Source organism: Peribacillus sp. NPDC046944 (assembly GCF_050272735.1).
In the GTDB taxonomy this organism is placed as follows: Bacteria; Bacillota; Bacilli; order Bacillales; family DSM-1321; genus Peribacillus.
Map to the genome: position 1 here is coordinate 364,816 of NZ_JBNNML010000001.1, position 24,619 is coordinate 389,434.

General features: G+C 39.2%; 27 protein-coding genes and 2 pseudogenes. 12 read left to right on the forward strand and 17 right to left on the reverse strand.

Annotated features, from left to right (window positions below):
• Positions 1-43 precede the first annotated feature (43 nt).
• The 4 genes from ACQKIC_RS01880 to ACQKIC_RS01895 all read right to left on the reverse strand — a co-directional run bounded on the left by ACQKIC_RS01880 (position 44) and on the right by ACQKIC_RS01895 (position 2,913).
• Positions 44-799, reverse strand: a complete 756-nt coding sequence (locus ACQKIC_RS01880) for an SDR family NAD(P)-dependent oxidoreductase (protein WP_402874184.1) — start codon at positions 797-799, stop codon at positions 44-46.
• A gap of 240 nt (positions 800-1,039) precedes the next feature.
• Entirely contained in the window at positions 1,040-1,642 is a 603-nt protein-coding gene (locus tag ACQKIC_RS01885) for an Ltp family lipoprotein (RefSeq protein ID WP_427590864.1), read from the reverse strand.
• Between the two features lie 207 nt (positions 1,643-1,849).
• A complete protein-coding gene (locus ACQKIC_RS01890; protein WP_402874180.1) occupies positions 1,850-2,494 on the reverse strand; it encodes an FMN-dependent NADH-azoreductase in 645 nt (214 codons plus the stop codon).
• Positions 2,495-2,763: 269 nt separating this feature from the next.
• The gene (locus ACQKIC_RS01895; protein ID WP_402874177.1) at positions 2,764-2,913 is read right to left on the reverse strand and encodes a hypothetical protein; all 150 of its coding nucleotides are present in this window, start codon (positions 2,911-2,913) and stop codon (positions 2,764-2,766) included.
• Positions 2,914-3,031: 118 nt separating this feature from the next.
• Here ACQKIC_RS01895 and ACQKIC_RS01900 point away from each other — a divergent pair, with 118 nt between their 5' ends.
• On the forward strand, positions 3,032-3,556 hold the full coding sequence (locus ACQKIC_RS01900) for a GNAT family N-acetyltransferase (RefSeq protein WP_427590865.1): 525 nt from the start codon (positions 3,032-3,034) through the stop codon (positions 3,554-3,556).
• Positions 3,557-3,714: 158 nt separating this feature from the next.
• On the opposite strand, the gene ACQKIC_RS01905 is transcribed toward ACQKIC_RS01900, so the two are convergent.
• The 3 genes from ACQKIC_RS01905 to ACQKIC_RS01915 form a co-directional block, all read right to left on the reverse strand.
• Positions 3,715-4,542: an STAS domain-containing protein gene (locus ACQKIC_RS01905; protein WP_427590989.1), complete on the reverse strand. Its 828-nt coding sequence runs from the start codon at positions 4,540-4,542 to the stop codon at positions 3,715-3,717.
• Positions 4,543-4,817: 275 nt separating this feature from the next.
• Positions 4,818-4,979 carry a hypothetical protein gene (locus tag ACQKIC_RS01910; protein ID WP_427590866.1) on the reverse strand — a complete coding sequence of 54 codons (162 nt, stop codon included), beginning with the start codon at positions 4,977-4,979 and terminating at the stop codon, positions 4,818-4,820.
• A gap of 113 nt (positions 4,980-5,092) precedes the next feature.
• On the reverse strand, positions 5,093-5,413 hold the full coding sequence (locus ACQKIC_RS01915) for an antibiotic biosynthesis monooxygenase family protein (protein WP_402874169.1): 321 nt from the start codon (positions 5,411-5,413) through the stop codon (positions 5,093-5,095).
• Between the two features lie 230 nt (positions 5,414-5,643).
• On the opposite strand from ACQKIC_RS01915, the gene ACQKIC_RS01920 reads away from it, so the two are divergent.
• From ACQKIC_RS01920 to ACQKIC_RS01930, 3 genes and pseudogenes are all read left to right on the forward strand, one after another.
• Complete coding sequence (locus ACQKIC_RS01920; protein ID WP_427590867.1) at positions 5,644-5,961, forward strand: hypothetical protein; 318 nt, start codon at positions 5,644-5,646, stop codon at positions 5,959-5,961.
• 96 nt (positions 5,962-6,057) lie between these two features.
• Positions 6,058-7,137, forward strand: a pseudogene (locus ACQKIC_RS01925) (CotH kinase family protein); the annotation flags it as partial.
• A gap of 12 nt (positions 7,138-7,149) precedes the next feature.
• Complete coding sequence (locus ACQKIC_RS01930; protein ID WP_403124848.1) at positions 7,150-7,563, forward strand: SET domain-containing protein; 414 nt, start codon at positions 7,150-7,152, stop codon at positions 7,561-7,563.
• Between the two features lie 124 nt (positions 7,564-7,687).
• Here ACQKIC_RS01930 and ACQKIC_RS01935 read toward each other — a convergent pair whose 3' ends face one another.
• Positions 7,688-8,644, reverse strand: a complete 957-nt coding sequence (locus ACQKIC_RS01935) for an ABC transporter permease (RefSeq protein ID WP_427590868.1) — start codon at positions 8,642-8,644, stop codon at positions 7,688-7,690.
• Entirely contained in the window at positions 8,641-9,573 is a 933-nt protein-coding gene (locus ACQKIC_RS01940) for an ABC transporter ATP-binding protein (protein WP_402957327.1), read from the reverse strand. The genes ACQKIC_RS01935 and ACQKIC_RS01940 overlap by 4 nt, the downstream gene beginning before the upstream one ends.
• Positions 9,574-9,820: 247 nt before the next feature.
• Between ACQKIC_RS01940 and ACQKIC_RS01945 the strand changes: the two genes are divergently transcribed.
• Complete coding sequence (locus ACQKIC_RS01945) at positions 9,821-10,330, forward strand: SH3 domain-containing protein (RefSeq protein WP_427590869.1); 510 nt, start codon at positions 9,821-9,823, stop codon at positions 10,328-10,330.
• A gap of 206 nt (positions 10,331-10,536) precedes the next feature.
• Here ACQKIC_RS01945 and ACQKIC_RS01950 read toward each other — a convergent pair whose 3' ends face one another.
• The 5 genes from ACQKIC_RS01950 to ACQKIC_RS01970 all read right to left on the reverse strand — a co-directional run bounded on the left by ACQKIC_RS01950 (position 10,537) and on the right by ACQKIC_RS01970 (position 13,197).
• Positions 10,537-10,911: a hypothetical protein gene (locus ACQKIC_RS01950; RefSeq protein WP_427590870.1), complete on the reverse strand. Its 375-nt coding sequence runs from the start codon at positions 10,909-10,911 to the stop codon at positions 10,537-10,539.
• Between the two features lie 489 nt (positions 10,912-11,400).
• Positions 11,401-11,862 (reverse strand): VOC family protein, encoded by a 462-nt coding sequence (locus tag ACQKIC_RS01955; protein ID WP_427590871.1) that lies wholly within the window; start codon positions 11,860-11,862, stop codon positions 11,401-11,403.
• Between the two features lie 46 nt (positions 11,863-11,908).
• Complete coding sequence (locus ACQKIC_RS01960; protein WP_402874153.1) at positions 11,909-12,244, reverse strand: VOC family protein; 336 nt, start codon at positions 12,242-12,244, stop codon at positions 11,909-11,911.
• Positions 12,245-12,280: 36 nt separating this feature from the next.
• Positions 12,281-12,685, reverse strand: a complete 405-nt coding sequence (locus ACQKIC_RS01965) for a PH domain-containing protein (RefSeq protein WP_427590872.1) — start codon at positions 12,683-12,685, stop codon at positions 12,281-12,283.
• A complete protein-coding gene (locus ACQKIC_RS01970; RefSeq protein ID WP_427590873.1) occupies positions 12,685-13,197 on the reverse strand; it encodes a DUF1572 family protein in 513 nt (170 codons plus the stop codon). Before ACQKIC_RS01970 ends, ACQKIC_RS01965 begins: the two co-directional genes overlap by 1 nt.
• Before the next feature lie 158 nt (positions 13,198-13,355).
• On the opposite strand from ACQKIC_RS01970, the gene ACQKIC_RS01975 reads away from it, so the two are divergent.
• A complete protein-coding gene (locus ACQKIC_RS01975) occupies positions 13,356-14,003 on the forward strand; it encodes a glycosyltransferase (protein WP_427590990.1) in 648 nt (215 codons plus the stop codon).
• A 135-nt stretch (positions 14,004-14,138) separates the two neighbouring features.
• Positions 14,139-14,726 carry a GNAT family N-acetyltransferase gene (locus ACQKIC_RS01980; protein WP_427590874.1) on the forward strand — a complete coding sequence of 196 codons (588 nt, stop codon included), beginning with the start codon at positions 14,139-14,141 and terminating at the stop codon, positions 14,724-14,726.
• A 251-nt stretch (positions 14,727-14,977) separates the two neighbouring features.
• Here the strand turns inward: ACQKIC_RS01980 and ACQKIC_RS01985 are convergent, their stop codons facing one another.
• On the reverse strand, positions 14,978-15,124 hold the full coding sequence (locus ACQKIC_RS01985; RefSeq protein ID WP_427590875.1) for a hypothetical protein: 147 nt from the start codon (positions 15,122-15,124) through the stop codon (positions 14,978-14,980).
• 154 nt (positions 15,125-15,278) lie between these two features.
• On the opposite strand from ACQKIC_RS01985, the gene ACQKIC_RS01990 reads away from it, so the two are divergent.
• The 4 genes from ACQKIC_RS01990 (at position 15,279) to ACQKIC_RS02005 (ending at position 18,716) form a co-directional block, all read left to right on the forward strand.
• Positions 15,279-16,544, forward strand: a complete 1,266-nt coding sequence (locus tag ACQKIC_RS01990) for a right-handed parallel beta-helix repeat-containing protein (protein ID WP_427590991.1) — start codon at positions 15,279-15,281, stop codon at positions 16,542-16,544.
• Positions 16,541-17,071, forward strand: a complete 531-nt coding sequence (locus tag ACQKIC_RS01995) for a nitrous oxide reductase accessory protein NosL (RefSeq protein WP_427590876.1) — start codon at positions 16,541-16,543, stop codon at positions 17,069-17,071. Before ACQKIC_RS01990 ends, ACQKIC_RS01995 begins: the two co-directional genes overlap by 4 nt.
• A 140-nt stretch (positions 17,072-17,211) precedes the next feature.
• On the forward strand, positions 17,212-18,024 hold the full coding sequence (locus ACQKIC_RS02000; protein ID WP_403124710.1) for an ABC transporter permease: 813 nt from the start codon (positions 17,212-17,214) through the stop codon (positions 18,022-18,024).
• Positions 18,021-18,716, forward strand: a complete 696-nt coding sequence (locus ACQKIC_RS02005) for an ABC transporter ATP-binding protein (RefSeq protein ID WP_402874135.1) — start codon at positions 18,021-18,023, stop codon at positions 18,714-18,716. Before ACQKIC_RS02000 ends, ACQKIC_RS02005 begins: the two co-directional genes overlap by 4 nt.
• A 2-nt stretch (positions 18,717-18,718) precedes the next feature.
• Here ACQKIC_RS02005 and ACQKIC_RS02010 read toward each other — a convergent pair.
• A pseudogene (locus ACQKIC_RS02010) lies at positions 18,719-18,844 on the reverse strand (hypothetical protein); the annotation flags it as partial.
• Between the two features lie 606 nt (positions 18,845-19,450).
• On the opposite strand from ACQKIC_RS02010, the gene ACQKIC_RS02015 reads away from it, so the two are divergent.
• On the forward strand, positions 19,451-20,248 hold the full coding sequence (locus ACQKIC_RS02015) for a peptidoglycan-binding protein (RefSeq protein ID WP_403080427.1): 798 nt from the start codon (positions 19,451-19,453) through the stop codon (positions 20,246-20,248).
• 77 nt (positions 20,249-20,325) lie between these two features.
• Here the strand turns inward: ACQKIC_RS02015 and ACQKIC_RS02020 are convergent, their stop codons facing one another.
• Complete coding sequence (locus ACQKIC_RS02020; protein ID WP_403080424.1) at positions 20,326-24,615, reverse strand: endonuclease; 4,290 nt, start codon at positions 24,613-24,615, stop codon at positions 20,326-20,328.
• Positions 24,616-24,619 lie beyond the last annotated feature (4 nt).

A 24,619-nucleotide genomic window follows, 5' to 3' on the forward strand; every position in this document is an offset into this window, starting at 1 on the left:
GCATGATAAAAGCGCGTCGATAGAATCAACGCGCCCGAACATTTTAATGTAACATGATGGATCCACCGTCTACCATCAACGTTTGACCAGTAATATATTTACTATCATCAGAAGCTAAAAATACAGCCACGCGACCGATGTCTTCCTCGGGATCACCCAAGCGCCCCACCGGAATACCCGCCAGCATTCCTTCGTACATATCGGGATGCGCTTTGGCCCAAGCTTGCACGCCTTCCGAGTTGGCAATCGGAGAAATTAGATTGATGGTGATTCCAAATCCGCCAAGTTCATTGGCCGTGACACGGGTAAGACCACGAATCGCTTCTTTTGCCGCTGCATAGGCCGCTTGTGTCGGCTGCCCTTTAATCCCCGCCCCAGAAGCGAAGTTGATAATATTTCCCTTCGTTTCTTTTAGATGGGGAACGGCCGCCTGCATTAAATAGAATGTTGGATAAAATCCGGTATTGAATGATAAATCCAGATTCTCTCTAGTCGTTTCCATAAAGGGAATTTGTCTCGATACATGAGCATTATTAACGAGCACATTCAGCTTTCCGTATTTCTCCACAACCTGGTCCACTAACCCTTTCAGCTCATCATGCTTCGTTAAATCGAATCGAATGAACATCGAATCAGGTGAGTATTGTTGCAACGAGGCCTCCACTTTCCTGCCTGTTTCTTCATTCACATCGACAATGACTACGTTTGCGCCCTCTTTCGCCATCGCATGGGCCATACCAGCACCGATTCCACCAGCACCACCAGTAATCAAGACCACTTTATCTTCTAATTTTTTCATATAAACACCTTCCTTCACCATGATTATTGCTTTATCTAGTAAGAAAATCAAAAATTTGTCTCTATATAATTAAACTACCCTTAAAACATATCCCCTATTAATCCCACGACCACGGGATTAAGTCGATGTACACGTTGTTTACTCAACTGGCATCCACTATTGATTGTTTATCGTTAAAAAAATCCAACAAAAAAACGCTGAATCAGATTCAACGTTTTTTGTTGGTATTTCATGTGAATATTATTCTAAATGATCCACAGCATATTGAGCTTCTTCTTTGGTAAACTTTTCTCCATACTCTGAAACCAATTGATCATAAACCGCTGCTTTTGACATATCCATTTCATCCACATACGTTTTTGCTTTCTTCAACGCATTTTCTTTCCAGTCAATTTCTATATTGTCGATAGCATATTGTGCCGCTTCTTCTGGGAATTTTTCTCCATGCTCTGAAACCAATTGATCATAAACCGCTGCTTTTGACATATCCATGTTTTCCGCATACGTTTCTGCTTTCTTTAATGCCGCCTTATGTTCGTTTGGTACATTATCTGCTGCTTTCTTATCATCTTCTACCTTTTTCTCGTCTTTTACCTTATTTGTCTCTGCCACTTTATTATCATTTTCTACCTTGGTATCATCATCTTTCCCGCCTAATGAAGTGATAATCACCAAGATGATGATTACTAAAAAACCGGTGAAAATTTTATGCCTCATAAAAAAATTACGTTGATCTTTTCCACAATGAACGCATTTCTTTACTCCTTTTGCAATTTCCTTACCGCAAGCTTTACACTTGGTCATCTGTTTACTCAAAATATTCCCTCGCATTTCTTCGTACATGTTTTTTTAATATACCTAAATACCTATATCATTATACCGGTTGGATTAGATAATCATATAAGTTATTAAGAATTGGTAGAAACTCGCATTTGTTCGTTATCCTGACTCCTAAAAAAAATCTACATAAAATAGGGCCTTCTCCTTTACTCAAAAAAGGCATTTGAATCGAAACTCAAATGCCTTTTTTGATATTACCCATATATTTTATTATGCTTTAACAGCCAATTCTACTAAGCGTTGTGCGGAAGCCTTTACTTCTTCCAACCCTGCAGAAATGATTTCTTGTGCTTTATCAGACATTGCATTGTGACCTTCGATGATGACCTCATCGATGATTTCCATGCCGAAGATGCCACCGAATACATTGCGCATGTAGTTCACTGCCATTTCCATCGGAGCCGCTTCCGGTGTTGAGTAAACTCCGCCACGAGCGTTTAGGAAGATCGCTTTTTTGTCAGTCATTAATTGAACCATGTTCCCATTTGCATCATATTTGAATGCAAATCCTGCCGCAAAGACATAATCGATGAATGTATGCAGTTTAGCCGGGATTGTTAAGTTCCATAATGGGAACGCGAATACCACTACGTCCGCTGCAGTGATTGCGTCCATTGCTTTTTGTTTAGCAGCCAAAAGGCGTGTTTCTATATCCGTTAACTCTCCGCCTGTTTGCACTTTGCCGAACGCGTTGAAAATTTCTTGTCCGAAGTATGGTGTATCTTCTTCAAACACATCGTACGTTGTTACATTTACGTCTTTGCCTTCTAATGAAGCCATGAACGTTTCGTACATTTTGCTTGAGATTCCTTCTGTTGCCGGACGGTTGTTTGCTTTTACTACTAATACATTCATTATATATTCTCCTCATTTATCCTATATTTAGTTATTTTAAAATAATGTATCTTTATTTCAAGATAATTATATTTTGTATCATCCATCCTATTCTGTCAACATATTAGATTTGTTTTCGTTATACTTTTATTATGTTTTAAATAACAATAACTCCATACATGTACCGTTTCTGCAGACAAAGTACTTTGTGCATCGACGATTGCGAATCGATCTACTTGCACCCCAAGCATAAAAAAACCGCTCGGCCCTTAAGGCTAAGCGGTTCTGTTCTAGTCTTGACTCTGGCCAGGATTGCTTCTCTTACGTTTTTCCGCAGAATACTCTTTACCGTGTGCTTCATGTTCGGCAATGATGGCTTCTTCTGGAATATGGTTATTCTTCTTCGGTGAACTGATGCGATTACGATGCTTTTTACCCATGATAATCCCCCCTTTAAGTAAAGGATAAGCATATCTTGTCCGGGAATTTGAAAAACATGTACAGGGCAGGATTCCTCGTCTCAAGGTCGAATAACAAAAATGGAAGGGGATGATACAGATGTTTCCGATACTCGAGACAGAAAGACTGACCTTAAGGGAAATTTCCGAAAGCGATAGCCCAGAAATCTACCAGTGCTTTTCCAATGATGACCTTACACGTTTTTATGGGCAAGATTCGTTTGAAAGTATCGAACAGGCAAGGGAAATCATTGAAAAATTTGCTGAGAACTATAAAGAGAAACGGGCCATTCGTTGGGGAATCGAAAGAAAAGGGATACCTGGACTGATTGGAACGATAGGATTTCACGCCTACCTTCCCAAAAACAGAAGAGCAGAAATTGGCTATGAACTCCATCCGGATCATTGGCATAAAGGGTATATGACAGAGGCGCTCAAAGAAATCACGGCCTTCGGTTTCAATGCGCTCGGTCTGACGCGTATCGGTGCGGTGGTGTTTACGGAAAATGTCCAATCCAGTCAGTTATTAAAAAAGGCAGGCTTTGCCGAGGAAGGGATCCTTCGAAAGTACATGTATCAAAATGGAGTCCCACACGATACGTATATGTATTCCTTGATTAAGTAGGGGAATGCATAAAGAGACTGCCAAGCATTTTCTTGGGCAGTCTCTAATTTCCAATCTCTCGTTGGACTCCATCGATAACGGCATTTCCATCATGTAGAACTTGTTTTTTCTCCGTAATTCCGGTCAAAATATAACCGATATTGAGAAATCACTTCATCTTATACGATTAAATAATCTTGCAACGCCTGTTGCAGTGTTCCTTTCGTTTCTGCTTTATTACCAAAGCACACTCCAGATCTCACCATTTTCGTAACGATCTCAGGACGGAGGCCAGTGATTACCGCTTTACACCCCATCATCGCCGTCCCATCCAGAATGTTCATTAACTTTCTAAGGACGGAAATTTCCATATCGACGATTCCTGATAAATCCAATATCAAAACTTGTATCCCCAGTTTTCCTATCTCTATCAGTACTTTTTCCTCGATGATATACATGCGTGATTCTTCCATATCCCCAATCAAAGGCAGGATGCAGATACTTGGGGTAATTGGAATGATCGGGACGGATAAGTTCTCCACCAAGTTCTGTTGCGATAAGATCAACCGATCCTTATAATCCGAGTAACGAATGAAGAACGCTTTAAGAAATTGGTCTACCTGTTCATTCACTTTCTTCTCTAAATCGAAAAACACTTCCACATTATTGAATGTATCTTGTAATTGTTCATATTCATATAGGAATTTCCATAACGTTCTTCGAATGGCCTGAACCCATTCCAACTTGAATGAAAGAGTCAAGGAGTGCGTGGCCCACGCTTCTCCCTCTTGTTCAGCAAAAGCAATGATGGCTGCCTCATTCTGTTCCACGATGTACCGAACCAGCTTATGCGCATTATTCAGAAGGTCCACATTCCCAACCAGCAGGATTTCCTCGATTTTTTCTCTAACATTGACTGCCTCTTCCAAAATTTGCTGCTCGAAATCATCCTTTTTTTCTAGGAGGAACTCCATGATTTTGTCTTCTTCATTAATGGAAAAGTTCAACATACCCACTCCTTTTTCGTCACATCTGTACTCCTAGATTTCTCTGTGACAGGAGGTTTTTCCTGCTAAATGCTAATAAAAATAGATAATGGTCAATCGGTCAGTTTTAAAAAGTCGAAATATCTGCAGTATACTTGTCATGCACGGTGACATTCGACCTCATTTTTTAATTTATTCGACCACGAATAGGATTTATTCAACCACAGCCCTTAGTTATTCGACCACAGACAGAAAAATAAGCATAACTTTTCAGCTATGCTTACATACATTCATATTTATTCAGTCGTTTCTTTTTCGTCTTCATCACTATTATCACGATAGATTTCCGAGATGCCATTCATCCCGTTCAAAAGCTGTTGTGTCGTAAAGTCTTCGCCGCCGACTAAATTATCCTCAGGTTTTTGCTTTTCATCTTTTTTCAAATTTGATTGATCCATGTGGTATTCACCTCCATGATATAGGGTGTCTTATCATGGAAGGAGTATGCATAAGTAGCCTTTCCCGTATATAAAAAAAGTCGCCATCATAAACATGCTGGCTGACTCATATCTTACTTTCCTGTCGATTTCACTGCTTTCACTTCATATAATCCGCCTTCTGAGCTGACGATATAATCAGGCTTTGGCTTGCCAAGATTGGCTTTATGTCCAGCAATGTGTGCGTCGCTCTTCTCCCACTGCTTCCAGTATTCCTCTGATTCCCAGCGAATCATGATGATTACTTCCTCATCGCCCCGTCGCACCTTTTTGACCAAAACACTTAGATCGACGAACCCTTCTTGCTTTTCAATCAAACCTTCTCTACTGAATTTTTGCACGATTTGATCTGCATGGCCTTCTGTTACCACTGTTTTTTTCATTTGAACGAACATAGTGCACATCCCCCATCCATTTGCTTTCTATTAACCAGTTTAATCAATAATGATTCTCACTGTCAATAAATAGTAACTTCAAGATGCCCATGTTTTTTGTGGGGGCTATCCGAAGTTATGTGACAAATATCCTTTCCCTTTATCATTTTTCGCCTGATTTTTCAAAAACACATTCAAGCTCGGACACCCCTGCATACTATACCATTAGCTTCATGAAAGGAGGGGTTTGAATGACGAAAGGAAAAAAAGGAAAAAAGGGTAAACATTCTACTGGACATAAGTCCACTGGCAGAACGTCTACTCGCAGTACGTCCACTCGTAGTACTTCCACTCGTAGTACGTCCACTGGCAGAACGTCCACTCGCAGAACGTCTACTCGCAGTACGTCCACTGGCAGAACGTCTACTCGCAGTACGTCTACTCGCAGTACGTCTACTCGCAGTACGTCCACTCGCAGTACGTGTACTCGCAGTACGTCCACTCGCAGTACGTGTACTCGCAGTACGTCTACTGGATGTTCAACAAGAAAAAGAAGAAATAGAAGATAAGTAAATGAATCATTGCGGTTTCAGCTTGATGAATAGTAGCCGCTTCATCAAGCTGAGACTTCTTTCTTAACAATAGTATAAAAGGTAGGTAATTGTATGAGCTATCATATTCCCTCATATTTCTTGACGATTGAAGAAGAAGATTTGGATCATTTACGGAAAAATGTATGGAGCGACAACCCGATTCCCGCTTATTTAAAAGTTGGTGAAAATTCCTATGATATCGATATGGCCTATCGGGGCTCTTATACACGGAAATTCCGAAAAAGGTCTTATTGGGTTGAGTTTATCGAACCTGAAAGATTCTTTGGCGCTCAAAAAATCCATCTGAATGCTGAATACAGAGATCCTTCGTTAATGCGCAACAAGCTTTCTCTAGATTTCTTCGAAGACCTCGGAGTTCTTTCACCACATAGTCAGCATATCAATTTAACACGTAATGATGCCTTAAAGGGAGTCTATTTACAATTGGAATCCGTGGACGAATTTTTTTTAGAAAAAAGAGGTCTTCCTTCCGGCCCCATCTACTACGCCGTTGGCAATGATGCAAACTTTGCCCTGGAGAGAGATGGAAAACCAAAACAATCGCTTCTTTCTGGCTATAAACGAGTGTATGGCATCGAGTCAGACGATCTTTTCCTTCATCATTTCATCCACAAAATCAATACGACCCCTTTACCCAAATTACATGATGTCGTCGCACGGCAAATAAATATTGATTCTTACTTACGCTGGTTAGCTGCAGCCGTTTGTACGATGAATAACGATGGGTTCACGCACAACTATGCCTTATATCGCAATAGTAAAACGGGGTTATTCGAAATCATTCCTTGGGACTATGATGCAACATGGGGACGGAAAGTGAGCGGTGGGGTCATGGAGCACACGTACGTGCCTATTGAAGGAGTAAAGAAAAACCACCTGAACGCCCTTCTCTTACAAATTCCTGAATTTCGTACACGCTATAAAGATATAGTAGAAGAAATTCTTGAAACAACATTCACGGTCGATTATATGGAAGATAAAGTACACACCCTCCATCAAACATTACGCCCCCATGTCCTCCTCGATCCTTATAAGAAGGGGCAGATCGATGTATTCGATCAAGAACCTGAATTCATCTTTGACTTCATTCGCAAACGGAATGCTTATTTAAAAGCACAACTAAAAACCCTAGATAAGGAACACATGAAAACGAATCAGGATTGGCAGAAAGGAGATGCCTCAGTGCCCCCCATTTGCATCAAACACACAGGAAAATATGGCCGTGGGATATTCGCTACACGGGATATAAAAAAAGATGAATGGATAGAATCATCCCCTGTTGTCGTTTCACCAAAAAAGGACTGGAAATACTTAAAGAAAACCTCACTATTCGAGCATTGCTTCTATTGGGGAGACGACGATACCGCGCTTGCCTTGGGATATGGTTCCTTATTTAATCATTCCTACACCCCAAATGCCCGGTTTGATAATAATGAAGAACGGATGACCATCGACTTTTATGCACATGCCGATATAGTGGCCGGAGAGGAAATCACCATCAATTACAATGGCGAGGTGGATGATACGGATTCCCTCTGGTTTGATGTGATTGAGTGATTTAACAATGACCGTTCCGTTAAGCGAACGGTTTTTTACTTTTTTAAACCTATCTTCTACCTCTTCCTTTTCAAAAAAAAACCGAAACCCCCAAAGGGATTTCGACTTTTCCAACGAATTATCATCAATTCGTAATATCCTTTTTTTGAAAGAAGAAAAAGGTTAGCGCTAAAAATAGGAAATAATAGACGGCAAGCACTCCTATTGAGAAACCAAGGGATGCCCCATCGAACATATTCACCGTTTCAGAGATATATCCTCTTAAATCGAGATGAGGGAACAGGACAAACTTTAACCACTCATTTTTTTCTATAAATGACTGAATGATCGCAGTCAACGTAGAAGAAGCAAATAAAATAAAGATAGCAATCCCCACTGCAAGGGCTTGGCTTTTAAATAATGTGCTTAACATGAAGGCGATGGCTGTGATCACCAAGAATCCCGGAATCCAATAGACCATCATATTCACAACATATTCGCCAACTAAAACAGGAGCGAATCCAAAAGAAGTCGGATCCATGATTTTATCTGTATAAGAACCACTTCCAAAGAATAAAAGACCAATTAGATAGCTGAATGCAAGTAAAATCACAAGTAATAGTGCCGCAAATAATAGGGAAGTAATGTATTTGGAAAGTAGGATCTTCCAACGTTTATAAGGCCTGATCAACAACTGCTTAATCGTTCCATCTGAAAACTCGGAAGACACCAGGGAACTACAAACGATCACGACAAATAAAGTAATGAATGAAGTGATGGATGTCGTCCATTCCGCCATATACGTCCAGTTCGTTTGAAGGTCTGGGTTTATGTTTTCCTTGAGAAGTTGTTCGTTAACTTCCATTTGTTCCTTGAAGAATGCCTTGTCTTCATCATCAAATTCCGGACTTTTCATTTGTTTTTCCTGCTCTTTTATATCTGCACGCACATCTTGCTTCCAGTCTGCATCTTTATCGACTGGATTCAGTTTACTTTCTATAAACGCCGAGCCGATTACCATTAATAGAAGGAAACCAATAAACACATAGCTCGATTTTTTTTGAAAAATCTTCATCCATTCATTGCGTATCAAGGACATCATACCGTTTCCCTCATTCCCTGCTGTGTTATTTCAAAGAACTTATCTTCCAATGATTTTCTAGTAACCACGATTTCAAAGACATCGATTTGATTCTTTATGAAACTACTATTTATACGGGCCGTCTGTCCACGTGTCGCTGATACGGAAATGGATTCCGCACTATGCTTGATCACTGGAAGACTAGGAAACTCTTCTAGCAAAATCGTTTTTGCCCGCTCCCCATCGTTAACCGTAAAGGCCACTTCATGAATGTCCTCTTGTTTTTCTTCTGTTCTCTTTTCTTCCGTATGTATCAGTTTACCCTTTTCAATAATGGCAAAGGTATCACACATTAACTGCATTTCTGAAAGGAGATGCGAAGAAATCAACACGCCCACTCCCTCACTTGCCAGCAACTTCAAGTGATCACGGAATTCACGTATTCCTTGTGGATCCAAGCCATTGGTCGGTTCATCAAAAATCAATAAAGATGGTTTATGTAAGATGGCCTGTGCTACACCAAGTCTTTGACGCATGCCTAATGAGTAAGTTTTCACCTTTTTATCGATGGCCTCTTCCAATTTTACGATCTTGATTACTTCTTCGATTCGCTCAGGGGAAATCTTATTATGTGACATGTGGGCATAATGCATGATGTTCTTTCTGCCCGTCATATATTTATAGAATTCTGGATTTTCGACAATGGCCCCTAGTTGGTTCATTGCCCCTTCAAAATCTTTATCAAGATCATGCCCCTTGATCATAACGCTGCCGCCCGTGCGATTAATAAGACCGGTAATCATCCGGATAATCGTCGTTTTCCCCGCTCCATTCGGACCAAGCAAACCGAATATTTCATTGCTTTTGATTTCAAAACTCACATCATCGACGATGACGTTTTTCCCAATTTTTTTCTTCAAGGATTGAACCTTAAGAACTGTTTCCGACATAGTATACCTACCTTTTTTTGAATTTGACCTATAAGCCACCAGTATAAACGTATCATAATATCCACTTATTTTCCATCCGGTTTGTAATTGCGCCTTTATTTTAAAAGGCCAAGTTCAAGGGAAAGAGAGGTCGAGGCGATTCCTTTTTTTTGAAAACATAGTATTAAATAACTACACATGATATGATAAAAAAAGGAAAAAAATTCTATAAAGTAAATCTATGTAACTGATTAGGAGTGTTGTTAGAATGAAAAAATTCATTTCGATTTTTGCATGTGTTTGTTTACTAACATTATGTCTATCATTCAATTCAACCGAAGCTAAAACCACAAGCTATGACAAAGCCTATGCAGCAAAAGTACTGTCTGTAAAATCGTCTGCTGGAACATCGTATAAAACATTGGGGAAAATTAAGGTTGGGACAATCGTAAAAGTATATGGCGGCGTACCTATCGGTAAGGATCAGGACAACTGGTCCTCTTCTGAACAATATGGCTGGTCCAAAATCAAATACAAAGGGAAATACGGATATGTAAAAACACATGAACTCCACTTTGCTGATCCATATAAATGGTCACCAGGAGTCAAAACAAAAACAATTAACGAGATTAAGAAAAATTATGTTGGCAAAAAAGATAAAACCAAACTAGTAAAAAGTGATCTAGGTTATTATGATATGTATATACAATTCGATGGAAAAGGGGATTGGCATCCACTTGTATATATTAACTGTAAAACAGGCTGGTATCACGGTTAATGAAGGACTACTTTAAAAACTAAATAAAGGGCCATGCTTATTAGATCTATTGAATAAGTATGGCTCTTTTTTCTTGGCTTTGTTCGTAAAGATTGTTGCTAAAGGTAAAAAAAGAGACAGCTTTTATGCTGTCTCCGCTATTAAACTAACGCCCCCCTTTAGTTTAAGTGTAATTGTTCACAAACTTATTAATTAAAGAGTTACATCTATTTTTTTTCAATCGCCATACGCAAGTTCGAGATAACTCCAATAAGCAATACTAACGAACAAACCATTTTTTCAAAAGGTGTTCCAAACAATTGTTGTATAAATCCAAAAGACCAAAGTACAACAAAAAACCAACATATAACGGTTATTCCTCTTTTGTATTTATATTGTTTAATTCTACCAACAATCAATGTAAAAACTACTCCAATAATAGAAATAACGATATTCATAACAGTTATTGGTAGCTGTTCAGCGAATGATTCAGACCTTCCACCATTAACCCACGTGAATGGAATACTTTTGCTTATAATAAGAAAGTGGATGAAGATAGTCAAAGAGTAAAAAATAATTCCCATAAATACAGCAGTTTTCATATTAATTTTCCTGAGTTTTTCTAAAATAAATCACCTCATTTTTCTTCCTGTTTCAATTTTATTAATCCAGTAATATACTATTCCTATATCTCTTACCATATGACAGGTAACTGAAAGTAAGATTTCGAAGAGTTATCAAAAATCACCATTTATTCTTAAACAGAGCAAAAACATCGGGTAGGTATTCTTATTGAACTAAACTGCCTGATAGTGAAATAAGACATTTTAGTAAAATATATCATTTAAAATTTCCAATCTCAATTACAGTGGTAAAATTTTCTTTTTTACATGCATGGTATCCTCAGCAACAAATTATACGAACATAGCCTTTTTCTTTTTAGATGGGAAAGAGTTTTCCTATTTAATCGTAAAAACTAGCATACTTTGTGAATCGAATTGTAATGTAAGATTACAGGTTAGAAAATATTTATTGAATAGAAATATTCCCCTACATCTATATGTATTCAATTTTCATCTACCTCTCATTTATTACATCCTACCTCCTTTACTCCATTCCTCCAAGGACATCATGGGAAAGTCCTCTTCGACATCCAATCGTAAAGGGGTGATCAATTCGAGGGAGTTACCATCGGGATCTTGAAAGTATATGGCTGCGTGGGCATGGGGGTTATTCGGTAAAACAAGGGGTTGCCTATCAGGTGGAAAGTCAAAAGCCGTTTTTATCTGAATCCCCTTATCCCCCAGCCATTCTTTCGCATGCTCGATATCCTTCTTGTCCACATGTAAGGCGACATGCCTCAGCGAAGGGTGATAAGGGGTTTGCACTTGATCCGTTTCCCATAAGCCTAACCAACTACGACCCTTTTCGATCCAGAAGAAAGCTAGAGTATCATTTTGATAGGCTAATTCCAACTCCAGCTTTTTATAGAATTCGATGGATCGAGCAAGGTTTGACACAGGTAAATGAGCTTCATATAGGCCTTTGATCATGGGTTGGCCCTCCTCTTCTTTTCATATAAGAAAGGGGTGTCCCCCTTCAACTCTTCGTTTTATCGATGATGCGGATCGGGTTTCCCGAGCGATCTTGAAAGATGGCGTACCTACCTGGTGGGATATCACATGGTTCCTTCACAAAATCCAATGTGCTGTTTTCATGGTAAAACCGGTCTACACTGTCCACGATAAAAACGCCACCAGCCGAGTATCCTTCCTCATCATCTTCAAGCATTAACTGTACATCGCTACCCGGCAGTTTCAACGCAACCGTATGCTCCCCTTCCTGCCAAGCTTCTTCAAATCCCAACACTTCCCGATAGTAACGGGATGAACCTTTTAAATATTTGACTGGATGACATAAAAAAGCTAATTTCATTTTCTCGCCTCCCATTTTTTTCATTCCTTAGGACCTTTATTTCTTCAGGACAATGACAATCGAGGGATTCAATTTCTTTAATTCTTCAAGGAACTTTTCACGATTTTCCGGGGAAATGAGCACCATTTTGCCATTCCCATATAGGATTTCCAACCGGTCGAGTGAAAGCGCTGGCGAAGAAAGTGGATTCAATGTTCTTCTTATCGATTTGATTTCATGGACCGGGATGATTTTATGAATGAATGCAGACCGAACGACCAAACTATTTCTCTCTATCACATAATAGGTCGTAAACCATATCCAAAGAATCAAACCGGCGACTGGCACGCCTATATATAGACTTGTCAGATCTTGATCCGTGAATAGCGGGATGAAGACTGCGATGATGATCCCGAAGAAGACGGGGTAAGTCCACCAATCTTTCTTTGATTGAAATTTCATTAAAACTCTCCTTTTACTCGTTTTGGGATGGTCAAACTCTCCCAGGCATCCCCCTTTTGCAGCTTGGTTATATAGACGATCTGGCCGATATGGTAGGAATAGTGATACAGTTGTCGCTCAAGGGCCTCAATCAAGGTATGAGGTTCTTTTCTAATGAATATGTCCCGAAGCAGATGTTCCTTCTTGATGGCATGCAAGGAATAAAGAAGGACATTCCATCCCTTTTCCCAAACCTCGATTAACTCTTTTCGACTGGTGATGGCGGGCTCGAATTCCGCATCTCGGTCCCTGGACGGTTTCTCCCCATCTGTATATAAAAAGTCCGTCCACCGGGAAACCATATTCCCGCTCATATGCTTCACGATGATGGCAATGCTATTGGATTGCTCATTCGGTGACCAAAAAAGCATCTCCTCATCAAGCTGCTCCATCGCCTTATCCGCTGTATATTTCATATCCTTAAACCGCCATTTAAACACCCTAATATATTCAGAAGAAACATCGTTTGACATCTCACCATCCCCTTTGTATGTATTTCTCTATTAAAGGGTGATTTCCTTCTCTTAAACGCTGATTGAATGGGATAAGTTTCAGGTGACTTAGGAGTAAAAACTGGAATTACATCAAATAATAAGCCAGTATTTCATCTTAAATAAAGGAGATGTTTTTTATTAAAAACCTGTTCATGAAGGTAACGTTATTGATTATGTCATTCGCCTTAGTTTTCTTTCCCCTCCATACGGAGGCCAAAGGTAAAGCAAATCCTTCGAGGCAATGTATGGAAGAAACGTCGGTTCAACTGCAAAGTGCTTTACGGAAGCTTTGGATCAATCATACGATCTGGACAAGAAGCTATATTGTCAGTGCCATCTCAGGCCTGGATGATCAAGAAAAAGTGTTAGCACGGTTATTACAAAACCAAGATGATATCGGGAATGCCATTAAGCCCTATTATGGGGAGGAGGCCGGTGACAAGCTGGCCCAATTGCTAAGGGAGCACATTGTACTTGCAGGAAAAGTGGTGGAGGCAGCCAAAAGCGGAAACCAAAATAACTTCAAGAAATACAATACGGAATGGTATAAAAACGCTGATGATATCGCCCTCTTTCTCAGCAAAGCCAATCCAAATTGGAGCAATGAAGAATTAAAGGAACTGTTATATATGCATCTGCAATTGTTGACAGACCAAGTGAGTGCCCGACTTAAAAAGGACACAGACGCTGAAATTGTTGCTTTTGATAAAGGAGAAGACCATATTATTATATTGGCGGATGTTTTAACCAAAGGGATTATCAAGCAATTTCCTAAGAAGTTTTAGATTTTGAACGAAATATTTCATAGCAATAGCAATAGCAATGGTAAAGTAGCATTCTTTCATTGAATGCTATTTTTTCTGTATCTTTTAAAAATTTTCTATATAATGGTAATAACTAACAGAAAAAGAGGTGATAAAATGGAGAATCCATTCGAAAATTTCCCTACTTTAGAAACGGAACGACTAATCCTGAGGAAAATAACGTGGGAAGATGCTGAGGATATTCATGTTTACGGTTCTGATGAAGAAGTGACAAAATACGTCACGTGGGATAACCATAAGACACTGGCTGATACTAGAGATTTTATTGACTTTGCCATGGCACAATATGAGAATAAGCATGTCGCTCCGTGGGGAATCCAGTATAAAGAGACTAGGAAGATCATCGGAACCATTGATTTTGTCTCGTGGCTGGTGGCGCATCGTGTAGCCGAAATCGGTTATGTACTTTCTCAAGATTATTGGGGAAAGGGAATCATGACTGAAGCTGCCAATGAAGTGATTGCCTTTGGCTTTAACCGGATGAATGTCGTTCGAATTCAAGCAAGATGTTTCGTGGAGAATACAGGATCCGCACGGGTGATGGAGAAAATAGGGATGTCATTTGAAGGAACCTTGAGAAAAGGCATCTTCGCAAAAGGAAAACATCAAGATCTTAACATGTACTCCATACTACAAGAAGAATTCTCCCCACTTCATCTGCCCAAAATGGAAAATAACATTTAAGCAGCTTGTCCTATCAAGCTGCTTTAGTTGGAGGAATGATCGATGAATACCTTGTAAATTTCATTTCTGTCATTACCAATATCCACTCGTTATACTTCTCATAAACTCCTCCCCTTTTTTTTAACGCATCAAATAAATTTATGATATCCTCTGAAACCGTAATCATTACAATTTTCACATATGGTTTGAATTTTAGTCGCTTAGTCCATCCATTACAAGTATTTAAATATCCATTTGGATCATATCAGGCATTAATTCTTCGGTACGTTTAATCGCTTCTTCTCCATTTTTCCCTTCTCCAATAATAAGAAAGTCTTCAATTCTTCTAAGATTCCTCGAATTCCTTCTCTTGCCTTCTCTTTCAATAGAATGATCATCGTATTATTTAATCTTTTCATTCTGTCTATACTAATGTTATGAACATTTACACTTCAAGGAAATGTTGTCTGTACACCATGAGCATGGTTGGTATCCTCATTAAATTTATACATTTATTAGCTAGACTAAAGTGTGAATCCATTCGAGAGCGAGGAGACTAAAGAAGTGAAAATAATGTATTATATCTTGTTTCTCCTCTTATTATCATTTTGCTTGCCAGCTGTATCAGAAGCCACAGGCACTTTACAATCTAAAATTGATGAAGCTCCAAACGGTGCCACGATTAAAATAGAGGAGGGAGAGTATGAGGAGACAGTAATAATCTCCAAGCCAGTAACCCTAGATGGAACAGGTAAAGTCCTTCTTCGCTCTTGTGAGAATGAACCGATCGTTACCATTCTCAACAAGGGTGTGACTCTAAAAAATATCATGGTGGAACATTGTGGGAATGAAAAAGAAGACGCAGCTATCTATGTTACGGGGTCTCATCATAATCTGGAAAAACTAAACATTGAGACGAGGCATTTAGGGATTAGGCTCGACAATGCAAATGACGTGACAATCCAAGACAGCGAGATTATGGGCATAAATCGAGGGAATGGAATCGATTTATGGAAATCTAACCGTAATAGGTTTGAAAACCTTACTATAACGAATGTTTCTGATGGGATATATTTAGAGCAAAGTGACGAGAATATCTTACATAGGAATAACATCCAAAAATCCCGTTACGGCATGCATCTCATGTTCTCCAATGATAATATACTTGACGGGAATGTATCTAAATTCAATACAACAGGCACGGAGTTAATGGAATCAAAACGGACGGTCGTGCGTCATAATCAGTTTACTTCTAATAATAATAGTGTGAATGCTCAAGGGCTGTTACTATATTTAGCTTCTGATACGGAGGTGACCGGGAATGAGTTTATTTCCAATCGAGTAGGCATTTTTATCGAAAAGGCTGAAAACAATCGATTGAAGGCCAATAAAATCATGGACAACTTTACTGGAATACAGTTTTTAAAATCGAATGGAAATAAGGCAATGAAAAATACATTCGTCGGAAACGTCAACGATGCCCAAGCAATAGAAAGCTCAAACAATCAAGTGGACGGTAATTATTGGGACGCTGCCAGTAAGGTTGATTTAGATGGGAATGGCAAGAGTGATATTGTCTATACTGCCGATCCATATTTTCTTACCTTAACAGCGGATGTTCCGGAATATCAACTGTTTTTCCAAGCACCGGGAATTATCATGTTACAAAACATGTTGAAAAGTCCATTTGAACAGTTATTAATAGATTCGGCCCCATTAATGGACATGACCATGGAAGTAAAAAAAGAACAATCATCTAGTTTTAGTTTATGGTGTATGAGTGCAGTGATGATTGTAGCAAGTTGTAGTTTATTTATAGTTGGGAGGAAAAAACGATGAAGAAAAAACTATTTAGTTTTCTTGCATTGGCAGGAATAATCATGACTATCACAGCATGTGGGAAAGATGAGGTTAAACCTGTTGCAATTAACGAAGCGACGGACACTTGTGAAACATGTAATATGGCGGTTATTAACGATCAACATGCTACCCAAATTATTTTAGAAAATGGTAAATCCATGGTTTTTGATGATATAGGCTGTATGTATGATTGGATTCATGCTAATGAAAATAAAAAAATTGATGCTCAATTTGTCCGTGATTACAACGATAAAGAATGGGTCTTAGGAAAAGACGCAACTTATGTATACAATCCATCGATTAAAACACCAATGGCCTATAATGTACTATCATTTAAAGATAAAGCTTCAGCTGAAGAGTTTGCCACTGCAAATGAAGGCAGCCAGCTAATGTCTGCAAACGATTTAGCTGACCATGGATGGGAGCAAAACCATGAAATGATGCAGAAACATAATATGAAGGACCATTCACATTCAGACAGTGAAGAAGATAGCGGTTCTCATTGAAGAATAGGGGCCAGTTCCATTTTCGGGCTGCCTTATAAGGTATCTAGGTATCTGACCGTTATATATTGAGATGATTGGTGAACTACATGTTAGATATATAAGATACTGAGGTAGAAGATTGTTCGAAAAGAGGAATGAAGATGTGGAATATTTGGTTTTCTGAACTGCGCATGACAGTACGACAGCGATCGTATTATTCTTTCTTGGGCTTGTGGGTCGCTGTATTGTCTCTCTTATTTTTATTGCAAAGCAGCTCCCCCTCCTTAACTGGTTATACCAATACGACTGGTACTATAATCAACGTCGCTTTATATATCATCCCACTTTTCATGTTGATCATTGGTTCCTTTTCAATCGCCAATGAGATGGAAAATGGACAATGGCGGTTATTGAATACCTATCCGTTATTTACTTTGTCTTACATAGTGGGCAAAATAGGTGGTCAATTCACGGCTCAAGCGATCGTTTTCACGTTCAGTTATGGAATTAGCTTGGCCATAGGGATAGTGAGTGGGAATATTTTTTCCAGCGACTGGCTTTTATCTATTTACTTTTTCTCTATTACTCTAATTTTTTTCTTTCTTATCCTTGGGGTAACCGTAGGGTGTATCGTATCGACAAGGTGGCAGGCATTATCAATTTCCGTCATTATCTGGTTTTTTCTAATCATGATTTGGCCGACTGCATTGATTGCTATCTTAGGTTTGCTCCCTTATCCTTGGATTGCCCCCATGATGAAATTTTTCTTATTTGCAAATCCCGCTGAAATCATTCGGGTGTCCTTTGTCATGTCACTTGATGCAGGGGCAGTTTTTGGTCAAGCATATGATTCACTTATGACTTTCTTAGACTCTCCTTTCGGAATTATTATCTATATATTATATGTCATTGGATTTTTGTCACTGACGTTATTATTTTCGATGCTCATGCTGGAATGGAGGAAAAGGCGATGACAGGATTAAAAGTGGATGGTGTCTCGAAGGTTTATAAGAAAAAGACGGCATTATATCCATGTTCTTTTGAAGTAACAGAGGGAACTTGTATCGTATTATGCGGTGGAAATGGTGCTGGCAAAAGTACATTATTACAAATAATTGCGGGTCTTCTATATCCATCTAGTGGTACAACTTCTATTAACGGAAAAGTCATTAAATATGATCGCGAGAACTATTTAAAAGAAATCGGTTTCATGCCTGATGACTTCCAAGCCCAGGAAATGATGACAGTTGAAGAGTTCCTTAGTTTTTATGGATCTTTACGGAAAGTGAAAAGCGAAAGGATTAATGAAGTAATCGAGTTGATAGGTCTTGTTGATAAGAAACGTGAACTAGTAAAAAGTTTGTCTAAGGGCATGCGGCAACGATTATTGTTCGGGCAATCCATTTTAGCCAAACCGAATGTTTTGCTACTGGATGAGCCCACTAATGGATTGGATCCCTACTGGGTTAACCAGTTCGTTGAAATTCTTAATCAGATTAAAAAAAATGGTACAATCATTGTTTTTTCTACCCATATGATGGATGTAGCAGCCGAGACGGGAGACATTATTCTATTTATGAAACAGGGGGAAATCATTCAGATAATCAAGAATGAGAACAGATTAGAAGAGACGACAATGAAATTGTTGAAGCTTCATCGCCAATAGGATTCCTTGCTTTTCTTTACGTGTAACGGATTAAATGCAACAAACTTCATCTCATTTTCTTTTAAAATGTGAGCTAAGCTCAGCCAATATTGCCCGGTAGGCTCCATGACTATCATCACTTTTCCCATACAATCTAACTCATTCCAACTTTTACACAAGAAAAGAGACACAATGCCTTATAAGGAATATTCTTGCTAAAATTAATCAACTTGCGAATCAGTCGATAAATTTTACAAAAATCACATGAATGAAAATGGATAAGAGAATGCCGGCCACTTAACTATAATTAGGTGGCTTTTTGCTGTATGCCTTGATTTTGGGACATTTTTTATCATTTCACTAGCAAACTAGCTTATGATTTTAAAAGATAATGACTCTTTTTCAGTAACCCCTTATCCGTTTCATCCATGTATCAGTCAAGATTCAGGTTATATCAGTCAATGGAGGCTTTTTATCGGTCAAACTCGCCTATTTATCGGTCAATCTTGGCTTTTTATCGGTCAAATGCCGGGAGCAAGATGAAATCACGCAATCTTTCACATTTTTTTATACAAAAACAACCAAATCCTATGAAACAAGGGATTTGTAATCACATCGAACCTCCCCGTTTTCTCAGATTCCGTTACATGTATTAACAGTTCTTTGGTCCCTTTGCTGTGTTTTTCCTTTCCCTGCACGTAAGAATCGTTAACCAAACGAATTGTATACGTGCAGATACAACAAGGAGGACAAACATGAAGAACATTATATGCATAATCATCACGGCTTCGATATTCATGATAGGATTAGCGATGCCGACTAAAGGTGAAGCTGCCCTTGGAGATCGAACGCTATCGCAAGGTACAAGCCATAGTGATGTAAAAGAGTTACAAGAATCATTGCTGACAAAAGGGGTCTATCCCTATCATGAGGCAACCGGGTACTACGGTTCCATTACAAAAGAATCCGTAAAGGAATTTCAGAAAAAGTCGAACCTGAAAGCCGATGGAATAGCAGGATTACAAACGAATCAAAAAATACAAGTATTGCGTACCGGGGATATCGGTAAGCATGTGGCCGATTTGCAAAAATTATTGAAGGTGTGGGATGTATACACATCGACGGTTGATGGGATATTCGGCAGCGGTACAAAACAAGCTGTCTCCACCTTTCAAAAACAAAAAGGATTGACCGCCGACGGAATCGCCGGGGCAAAAACCATGAGTAAGCTTGAAACGAAAGCCAATTTAGTTAGTAACTCTTCGAAGACTTTGACGGTTTCAAGTACCGCTTACACGGCTAGCTGTGAAGGGTGCTCAGGAATTACAAGAATGGGTGTCAATCTGAAGAAATATGATGATGCAAGAGTAATTGCTGTCGATCCAAGTGTGATTCCATTAGGTTCTACAGTGGAAGTGGAAGGCTACGGAAAAGCACTCGCAGTGGATACTGGGGGAGCGATCAAAGGGAATAAGATCGATGTATTCATCCCTAAACAATCGGATGCTTTAATCTGGGGTAAAAAACAAGTCAAAGTGACGATAGTAGACTAATAATCTAGTAGTTTTATAACGACGAAAAGAGCATGGTTGTATCCATGCTCTTTTCGTCGTTTTCTACTTTTTAAGAACTAACTCGCTTTTTTCAAATCCTTGGCCGGACCCCAAATCTCGTTGGCCCATTCAGGATGGTCGATGAATGGATTACGATTGTGCTGCCATTTTTCATAAATGACATCATTGCGGTTGCTCTCAAATTCATCAACTGGATCAAGTTCATTCCACTTCAAAAGCGTTGATAACTTTCCATGAAGCGGCTTTGGATACGTATTGACCGTATCGGAAAGTTCCAAGTCAAGCTCACCGTTTCCTTCATAGCGAACGGCCATATAAAACAACATGCGGGCGACATCGCCTTTAACATTGTCAGGTGGCTCCCATGAATCCGAATCAACCTTACAATCACAGCCGCTATATGCCTGTCCTCCATTGTCGAAGTCCAGATGTCCTCGTTTACTATTCACTTGCACATCTTCCGGACGAAGGTGATGAAGATCTGTCCCCGGACCTACGCTTGTCCCAAAATTCCCATGGGATTTTGCCCATACATGCTCACGATTCCACTGACCCACATTCCCTCCATTTGAAGATTTCGAAATGGATTTTCCAGAGTACAGCAAGATGACATTCTTAGAATTCTTTGGATCTTCATCTGCATCCTTAATGCCATCCCATACTTGAGCATACGTCAACTTTGTCTGGCTTTTGATGATGGTGTGGAGCGTCGCTTTCAATTCCTTACCCGTTTTTCCGGACGCTTTCTCATAATATGCTTCGATTTGTTTATCCTCTGATACTTTCAGGCTGAAACGAGCAATCACTTCTGAAGACTTGTCCTTAGCTGTTACAGCGACAAGATAATCTCCCACTTTATCAGTAGGAAGAGTCAACGTTGAGCCAGCTATTGTACCAATCGTAGACTCAAAGGTTAGTGGATCATTATCTGGATCTTCAAAGTATTCACGTAGATTAAGAGTGACCGTCGAACCCACTTTCACATCTACATTTTCTATTTTCTTCTTTACAGTTGGAGCTTTATTTTCCTTAGAAGCGAAAGGAGAAACAATCGCTTCCCCTTTTGCATTCAAGAATTTGATGCCCGTTGTATCGACGCCGTCTTCAGCAGACCATTTCTGAACATTTTCAGCGCCTCTGATTTCTTTGATGTTCGCATTTTCGATGATGACTTCTTTGACCTTAGCGCCACCGAAATCAATAATCGCGCCTGCTTTGGTCGGCTCAAGGATCACTTTTGTATTTTTCAAACCTGAACCCTGCAGTTTGGCATAGGCACTCTTGATGAAGATGCCCTCTTGGATGGTAGAGTCTCCATCAAGATCAATCAAGACGCTCGGTGAAGCAATCGTAAGTTTCTTTGTGTTGAACTTTGATAACTGATACGTCTTTTCCGGAACGATAGGCTCTACGGTTCCTGACGCCGTTAAGTCCGTCTGAATCAATACAGGATCATGATCGCTTGCCCGTCCATGTGTTTCCATGAAAGAGGAGTTAATATGAACGATGTCCACCTTTGTGGATTCTGCCATATTGTTGGATACAAGGATATGATCGAGTACTTGGGAGTTTCCTTCAAACGAATACGTATAGCGTTTTTCAAAAGGTACTTCATCAATCATATTGGTTAATTCATTACCTTTTAATTTGGCTAATGGATTGGAAAATTCATAATCATTTAAATCTCCTAGTACCACGACATTGGCTTTCGGATTTTCACTTTTAATATCTTTAACAAAACCATTCACTACCGTTGCAATTTTATTTCTTTGCACTTCACTTGAGAATACTGGTGGTTGAGTGCTACCGAATAAGGAATGATCTCCACTTTTAGAATTAAAATGGTTAGCCACAACTACAACATTCTCACCATTAAATTCAAACTGAGCAGCTAAAGGCTTCCTACTTGAACTAAAAGCTCCATTCGTTGGATCAACCAACCCTGGATTTAAAGTTAACTTGCCCTCCTTATACTTAACAGCTTCTGTTGCTGAGCCCTTCTTTCCTTCAACTAATGTCACTCGGGAAGGATTATATAAGAAACCTGGACGAATATTCCCTCCTGGTTGACCTCCATCTTGATTGTTAATTGGAGCAACTTCTGTATACCTATACTCTGGTCCACCAAGTGCTTTGATTTTATCAATTAACACTTTTGCTGATCCCTCAGCCGTTGTAACACCGTTATCCGTTGCACCATTATCATCTTGTACTTCGACTAAACCGATGATATCTGGCGTTTTCATATTTTTAATAATGGAATTCACTATTCTTTCTACCTTTTCTGTACCCGTAGCCATTGAAAAGTTTTCAATATTATAAGAGGCTATCGATAATTTACTATCGTCTTCTGGTAACAAAGTGGTTTCTTGAACCGTTTTTCCAGCTATTAATTCTGGTAACTTACTTTTATCCGTTAACAGTTTATAATTGCTACTTGCATAGCCCATTACACCTGTTATAGAACCCTCAAAATAATCGCCTGCTTTTGCTTGTAAACTAGAATTCACATCAATGTGAATCCTTTCTGGATTTCCATCTGTTGCCGTTAATTTTACTCCACCTGCATTCGTATTGCTTTCTAGTTGTTTAGGGATGACTACAAGTTTACCAGAGTATTGTGGAGATACTACTTTTGGATTTTGAATTTCTACAAACATGCCTTCTATACTTTCGTAAAAGTCGATTCCATCTTTGTCAGGATTAAATTGGGCAAAACTATCGCTATCGATTGTTTCAGTAGGTGGAATGCGATCTTTTCCGATTACTATCGGTGCCGGCAGTTCGTTACCCGTTGAAAGTGGAGTAATGGAGGAAGCTGCGATTTCAGTTACAGGTAAGTCCGTCCCTTGCGCATTACCTACATAATATTCTTTCACTTGACCGTTTACTTTTACAACGTCACCTATCTTTACGTTATGTCCTGACTTATAAACGAGTATTCCTTCAGATGTTTTGATATTATTATCTGGTTTTTGATCTTGAATATAAAACTCTGAAGTTCCTGAAACATACGTAACAATCCCTTCAATATCATTAACATTCGAGCCATCATACGGAGAGGAATGTCCTTCACCTTGAATATCATGAATTCTCACTTCTCCATCTTGAATCGTATAAGAGAATGTAGATACCTCGCTATCCGTCAAGCCTTCCTTAAGTGCTTTCGCCTTTATCACCATATTTTTTTGAATTTCAATCGGTTGGGTGAAAATATCACTAGTACTCGTCGGTTCGCTTTCATCTGTGGTGTAGTGAATCGTTGCCCCTTCCGTTCCTGTAGATAAAGTAACCTTTTCCCCTGCCTTAATAAACCCTGCTGCAGGGTCGGCTGTAACAGATTGGACTTTGTTTACATCTTCTACAATGTCATCCGCACTTCTTGGAAGTAATTGATATGTGCTTCCGAAAGCCCCCAATACCCCTGATACGAAATCATACCTTTTCCCAACGGAAAGCAGTGTTGGATTTGTTGTACGAATGATGAAAGTCGTTCCATCTTCATCTTTAGCCGTATAATTTGAACTGCTAAGGGATACAATGGTGACTCCTTTTAACTTAAGCAATGAAGCTTCTTTTTCCTCTTTTAAATCTGCTGCTTTTATTAACTCGGCTTCTGGAACAGCCACATTTTCTTTTATTACTTTTATATCACCTTTCGTAACAGCCAGTTCCAACAAACCTGAATACTCGGTTAATTTTCCTGTTACGTCTACTTCATCCCCTTCTTTCAGCCCTAGACTTGGACCATAAAGGACTATTCCTGCTGTTTCATCCTGGATATAGACGGTATCATTTGAGCCTCCAAATACAGCGGTAACAATACCCTTTGTTGATGCTAAAGATCCTTGTTTCATTTCTCGAACTTCTTTAACCGTTCCTTTTACTGGTGTATCTTCGCTCGGTTCATCATCAAGGATTTCAATTAATGTTGGAGTTTTCAATCCTGGCACACTAAAATACTTTATAAGTGAGCCAGATATTCGAACCTTTTTCCCTAGATAACTAGGGTTTGATTTCAAGCCAAAGATTGGTCTGTAGCCAGATGCAGCTGATAATTCCACCGGCATGATTTTGCTTTTATCAGTTTCTGAAGGAGAATCTGCAATCGCTATATTGGTATCTGTAATTGATCCTTCTTTAATTGCACCTTTATCTGTGTAAAAACCAACAATATAGCCTTCAACAGTAGCCTTACTACCTGAACTGTTATCGGCAATTGCATCCGCAACTGTTAAAATCATTTCCGCTTGCGCTTCCTTACTATATGAAACAGGAACTAGAAAACTCAAGATTAACATTAAGACTAAAGAAACTTTAAATAAGGATTTCAAACGTTTAGTCATTCAG

Coding starts and splice junctions, on each gene's coding strand:
- ACQKIC_RS01880 (WP_402874184.1), bottom strand. CDS start 799: ATGAAAAAATTAGAAGATAAAGTGGTCTTGATTACTGGTGGTGCTGGT.
- ACQKIC_RS01885 (WP_427590864.1), bottom strand. CDS start 1,642: ATGTACGAAGAAATGCGAGGGAATATTTTGAGTAAACAGATGACCAAG.
- ACQKIC_RS01890 (WP_402874180.1), bottom strand. CDS start 2,494: ATGAATGTATTAGTAGTAAAAGCAAACAACCGTCCGGCAACAGAAGGA.
- ACQKIC_RS01895 (WP_402874177.1), bottom strand. CDS start 2,913: ATGGGTAAAAAGCATCGTAATCGCATCAGTTCACCGAAGAAGAATAAC.
- ACQKIC_RS01900 (WP_427590865.1), top strand. CDS start 3,032: ATGTTTCCGATACTCGAGACAGAAAGACTGACCTTAAGGGAAATTTCC.
- ACQKIC_RS01910 (WP_427590866.1), bottom strand. CDS start 4,979: ATGGATCAATCAAATTTGAAAAAAGATGAAAAGCAAAAACCTGAGGAT.
- ACQKIC_RS01915 (WP_402874169.1), bottom strand. CDS start 5,413: ATGTTCGTTCAAATGAAAAAAACAGTGGTAACAGAAGGCCATGCAGAT.
- ACQKIC_RS01920 (WP_427590867.1), top strand. CDS start 5,644: ATGACGAAAGGAAAAAAAGGAAAAAAGGGTAAACATTCTACTGGACAT.
- ACQKIC_RS01930 (WP_403124848.1), top strand. CDS start 7,150: ATGAAAACGAATCAGGATTGGCAGAAAGGAGATGCCTCAGTGCCCCCC.
- ACQKIC_RS01935 (WP_427590868.1), bottom strand. CDS start 8,644: ATGATGTCCTTGATACGCAATGAATGGATGAAGATTTTTCAAAAAAAA.
- ACQKIC_RS01940 (WP_402957327.1), bottom strand. CDS start 9,573: ATGTCGGAAACAGTTCTTAAGGTTCAATCCTTGAAGAAAAAAATTGGG.
- ACQKIC_RS01945 (WP_427590869.1), top strand. CDS start 9,821: ATGAAAAAATTCATTTCGATTTTTGCATGTGTTTGTTTACTAACATTA.
- ACQKIC_RS01950 (WP_427590870.1), bottom strand. CDS start 10,911: ATGAAAACTGCTGTATTTATGGGAATTATTTTTTACTCTTTGACTATC.
- ACQKIC_RS01955 (WP_427590871.1), bottom strand. CDS start 11,862: ATGATCAAAGGCCTATATGAAGCTCATTTACCTGTGTCAAACCTTGCT.
- ACQKIC_RS01960 (WP_402874153.1), bottom strand. CDS start 12,244: ATGAAATTAGCTTTTTTATGTCATCCAGTCAAATATTTAAAAGGTTCA.
- ACQKIC_RS01965 (WP_427590872.1), bottom strand. CDS start 12,685: ATGAAATTTCAATCAAAGAAAGATTGGTGGACTTACCCCGTCTTCTTC.
- ACQKIC_RS01970 (WP_427590873.1), bottom strand. CDS start 13,197: ATGTCAAACGATGTTTCTTCTGAATATATTAGGGTGTTTAAATGGCGG.
- ACQKIC_RS01980 (WP_427590874.1), top strand. CDS start 14,139: ATGGAGAATCCATTCGAAAATTTCCCTACTTTAGAAACGGAACGACTA.
- ACQKIC_RS01985 (WP_427590875.1), bottom strand. CDS start 15,124: ATGAAAAGATTAAATAATACGATGATCATTCTATTGAAAGAGAAGGCA.
- ACQKIC_RS01990 (WP_427590991.1), top strand. CDS start 15,279: ATGTATTATATCTTGTTTCTCCTCTTATTATCATTTTGCTTGCCAGCT.
- ACQKIC_RS01995 (WP_427590876.1), top strand. CDS start 16,541: ATGAAGAAAAAACTATTTAGTTTTCTTGCATTGGCAGGAATAATCATG.
- ACQKIC_RS02000 (WP_403124710.1), top strand. CDS start 17,212: ATGTGGAATATTTGGTTTTCTGAACTGCGCATGACAGTACGACAGCGA.
- ACQKIC_RS02005 (WP_402874135.1), top strand. CDS start 18,021: ATGACAGGATTAAAAGTGGATGGTGTCTCGAAGGTTTATAAGAAAAAG.
- ACQKIC_RS02015 (WP_403080427.1), top strand. CDS start 19,451: ATGAAGAACATTATATGCATAATCATCACGGCTTCGATATTCATGATA.
- ACQKIC_RS02020 (WP_403080424.1), bottom strand. CDS start 24,615: ATGACTAAACGTTTGAAATCCTTATTTAAAGTTTCTTTAGTCTTAATG.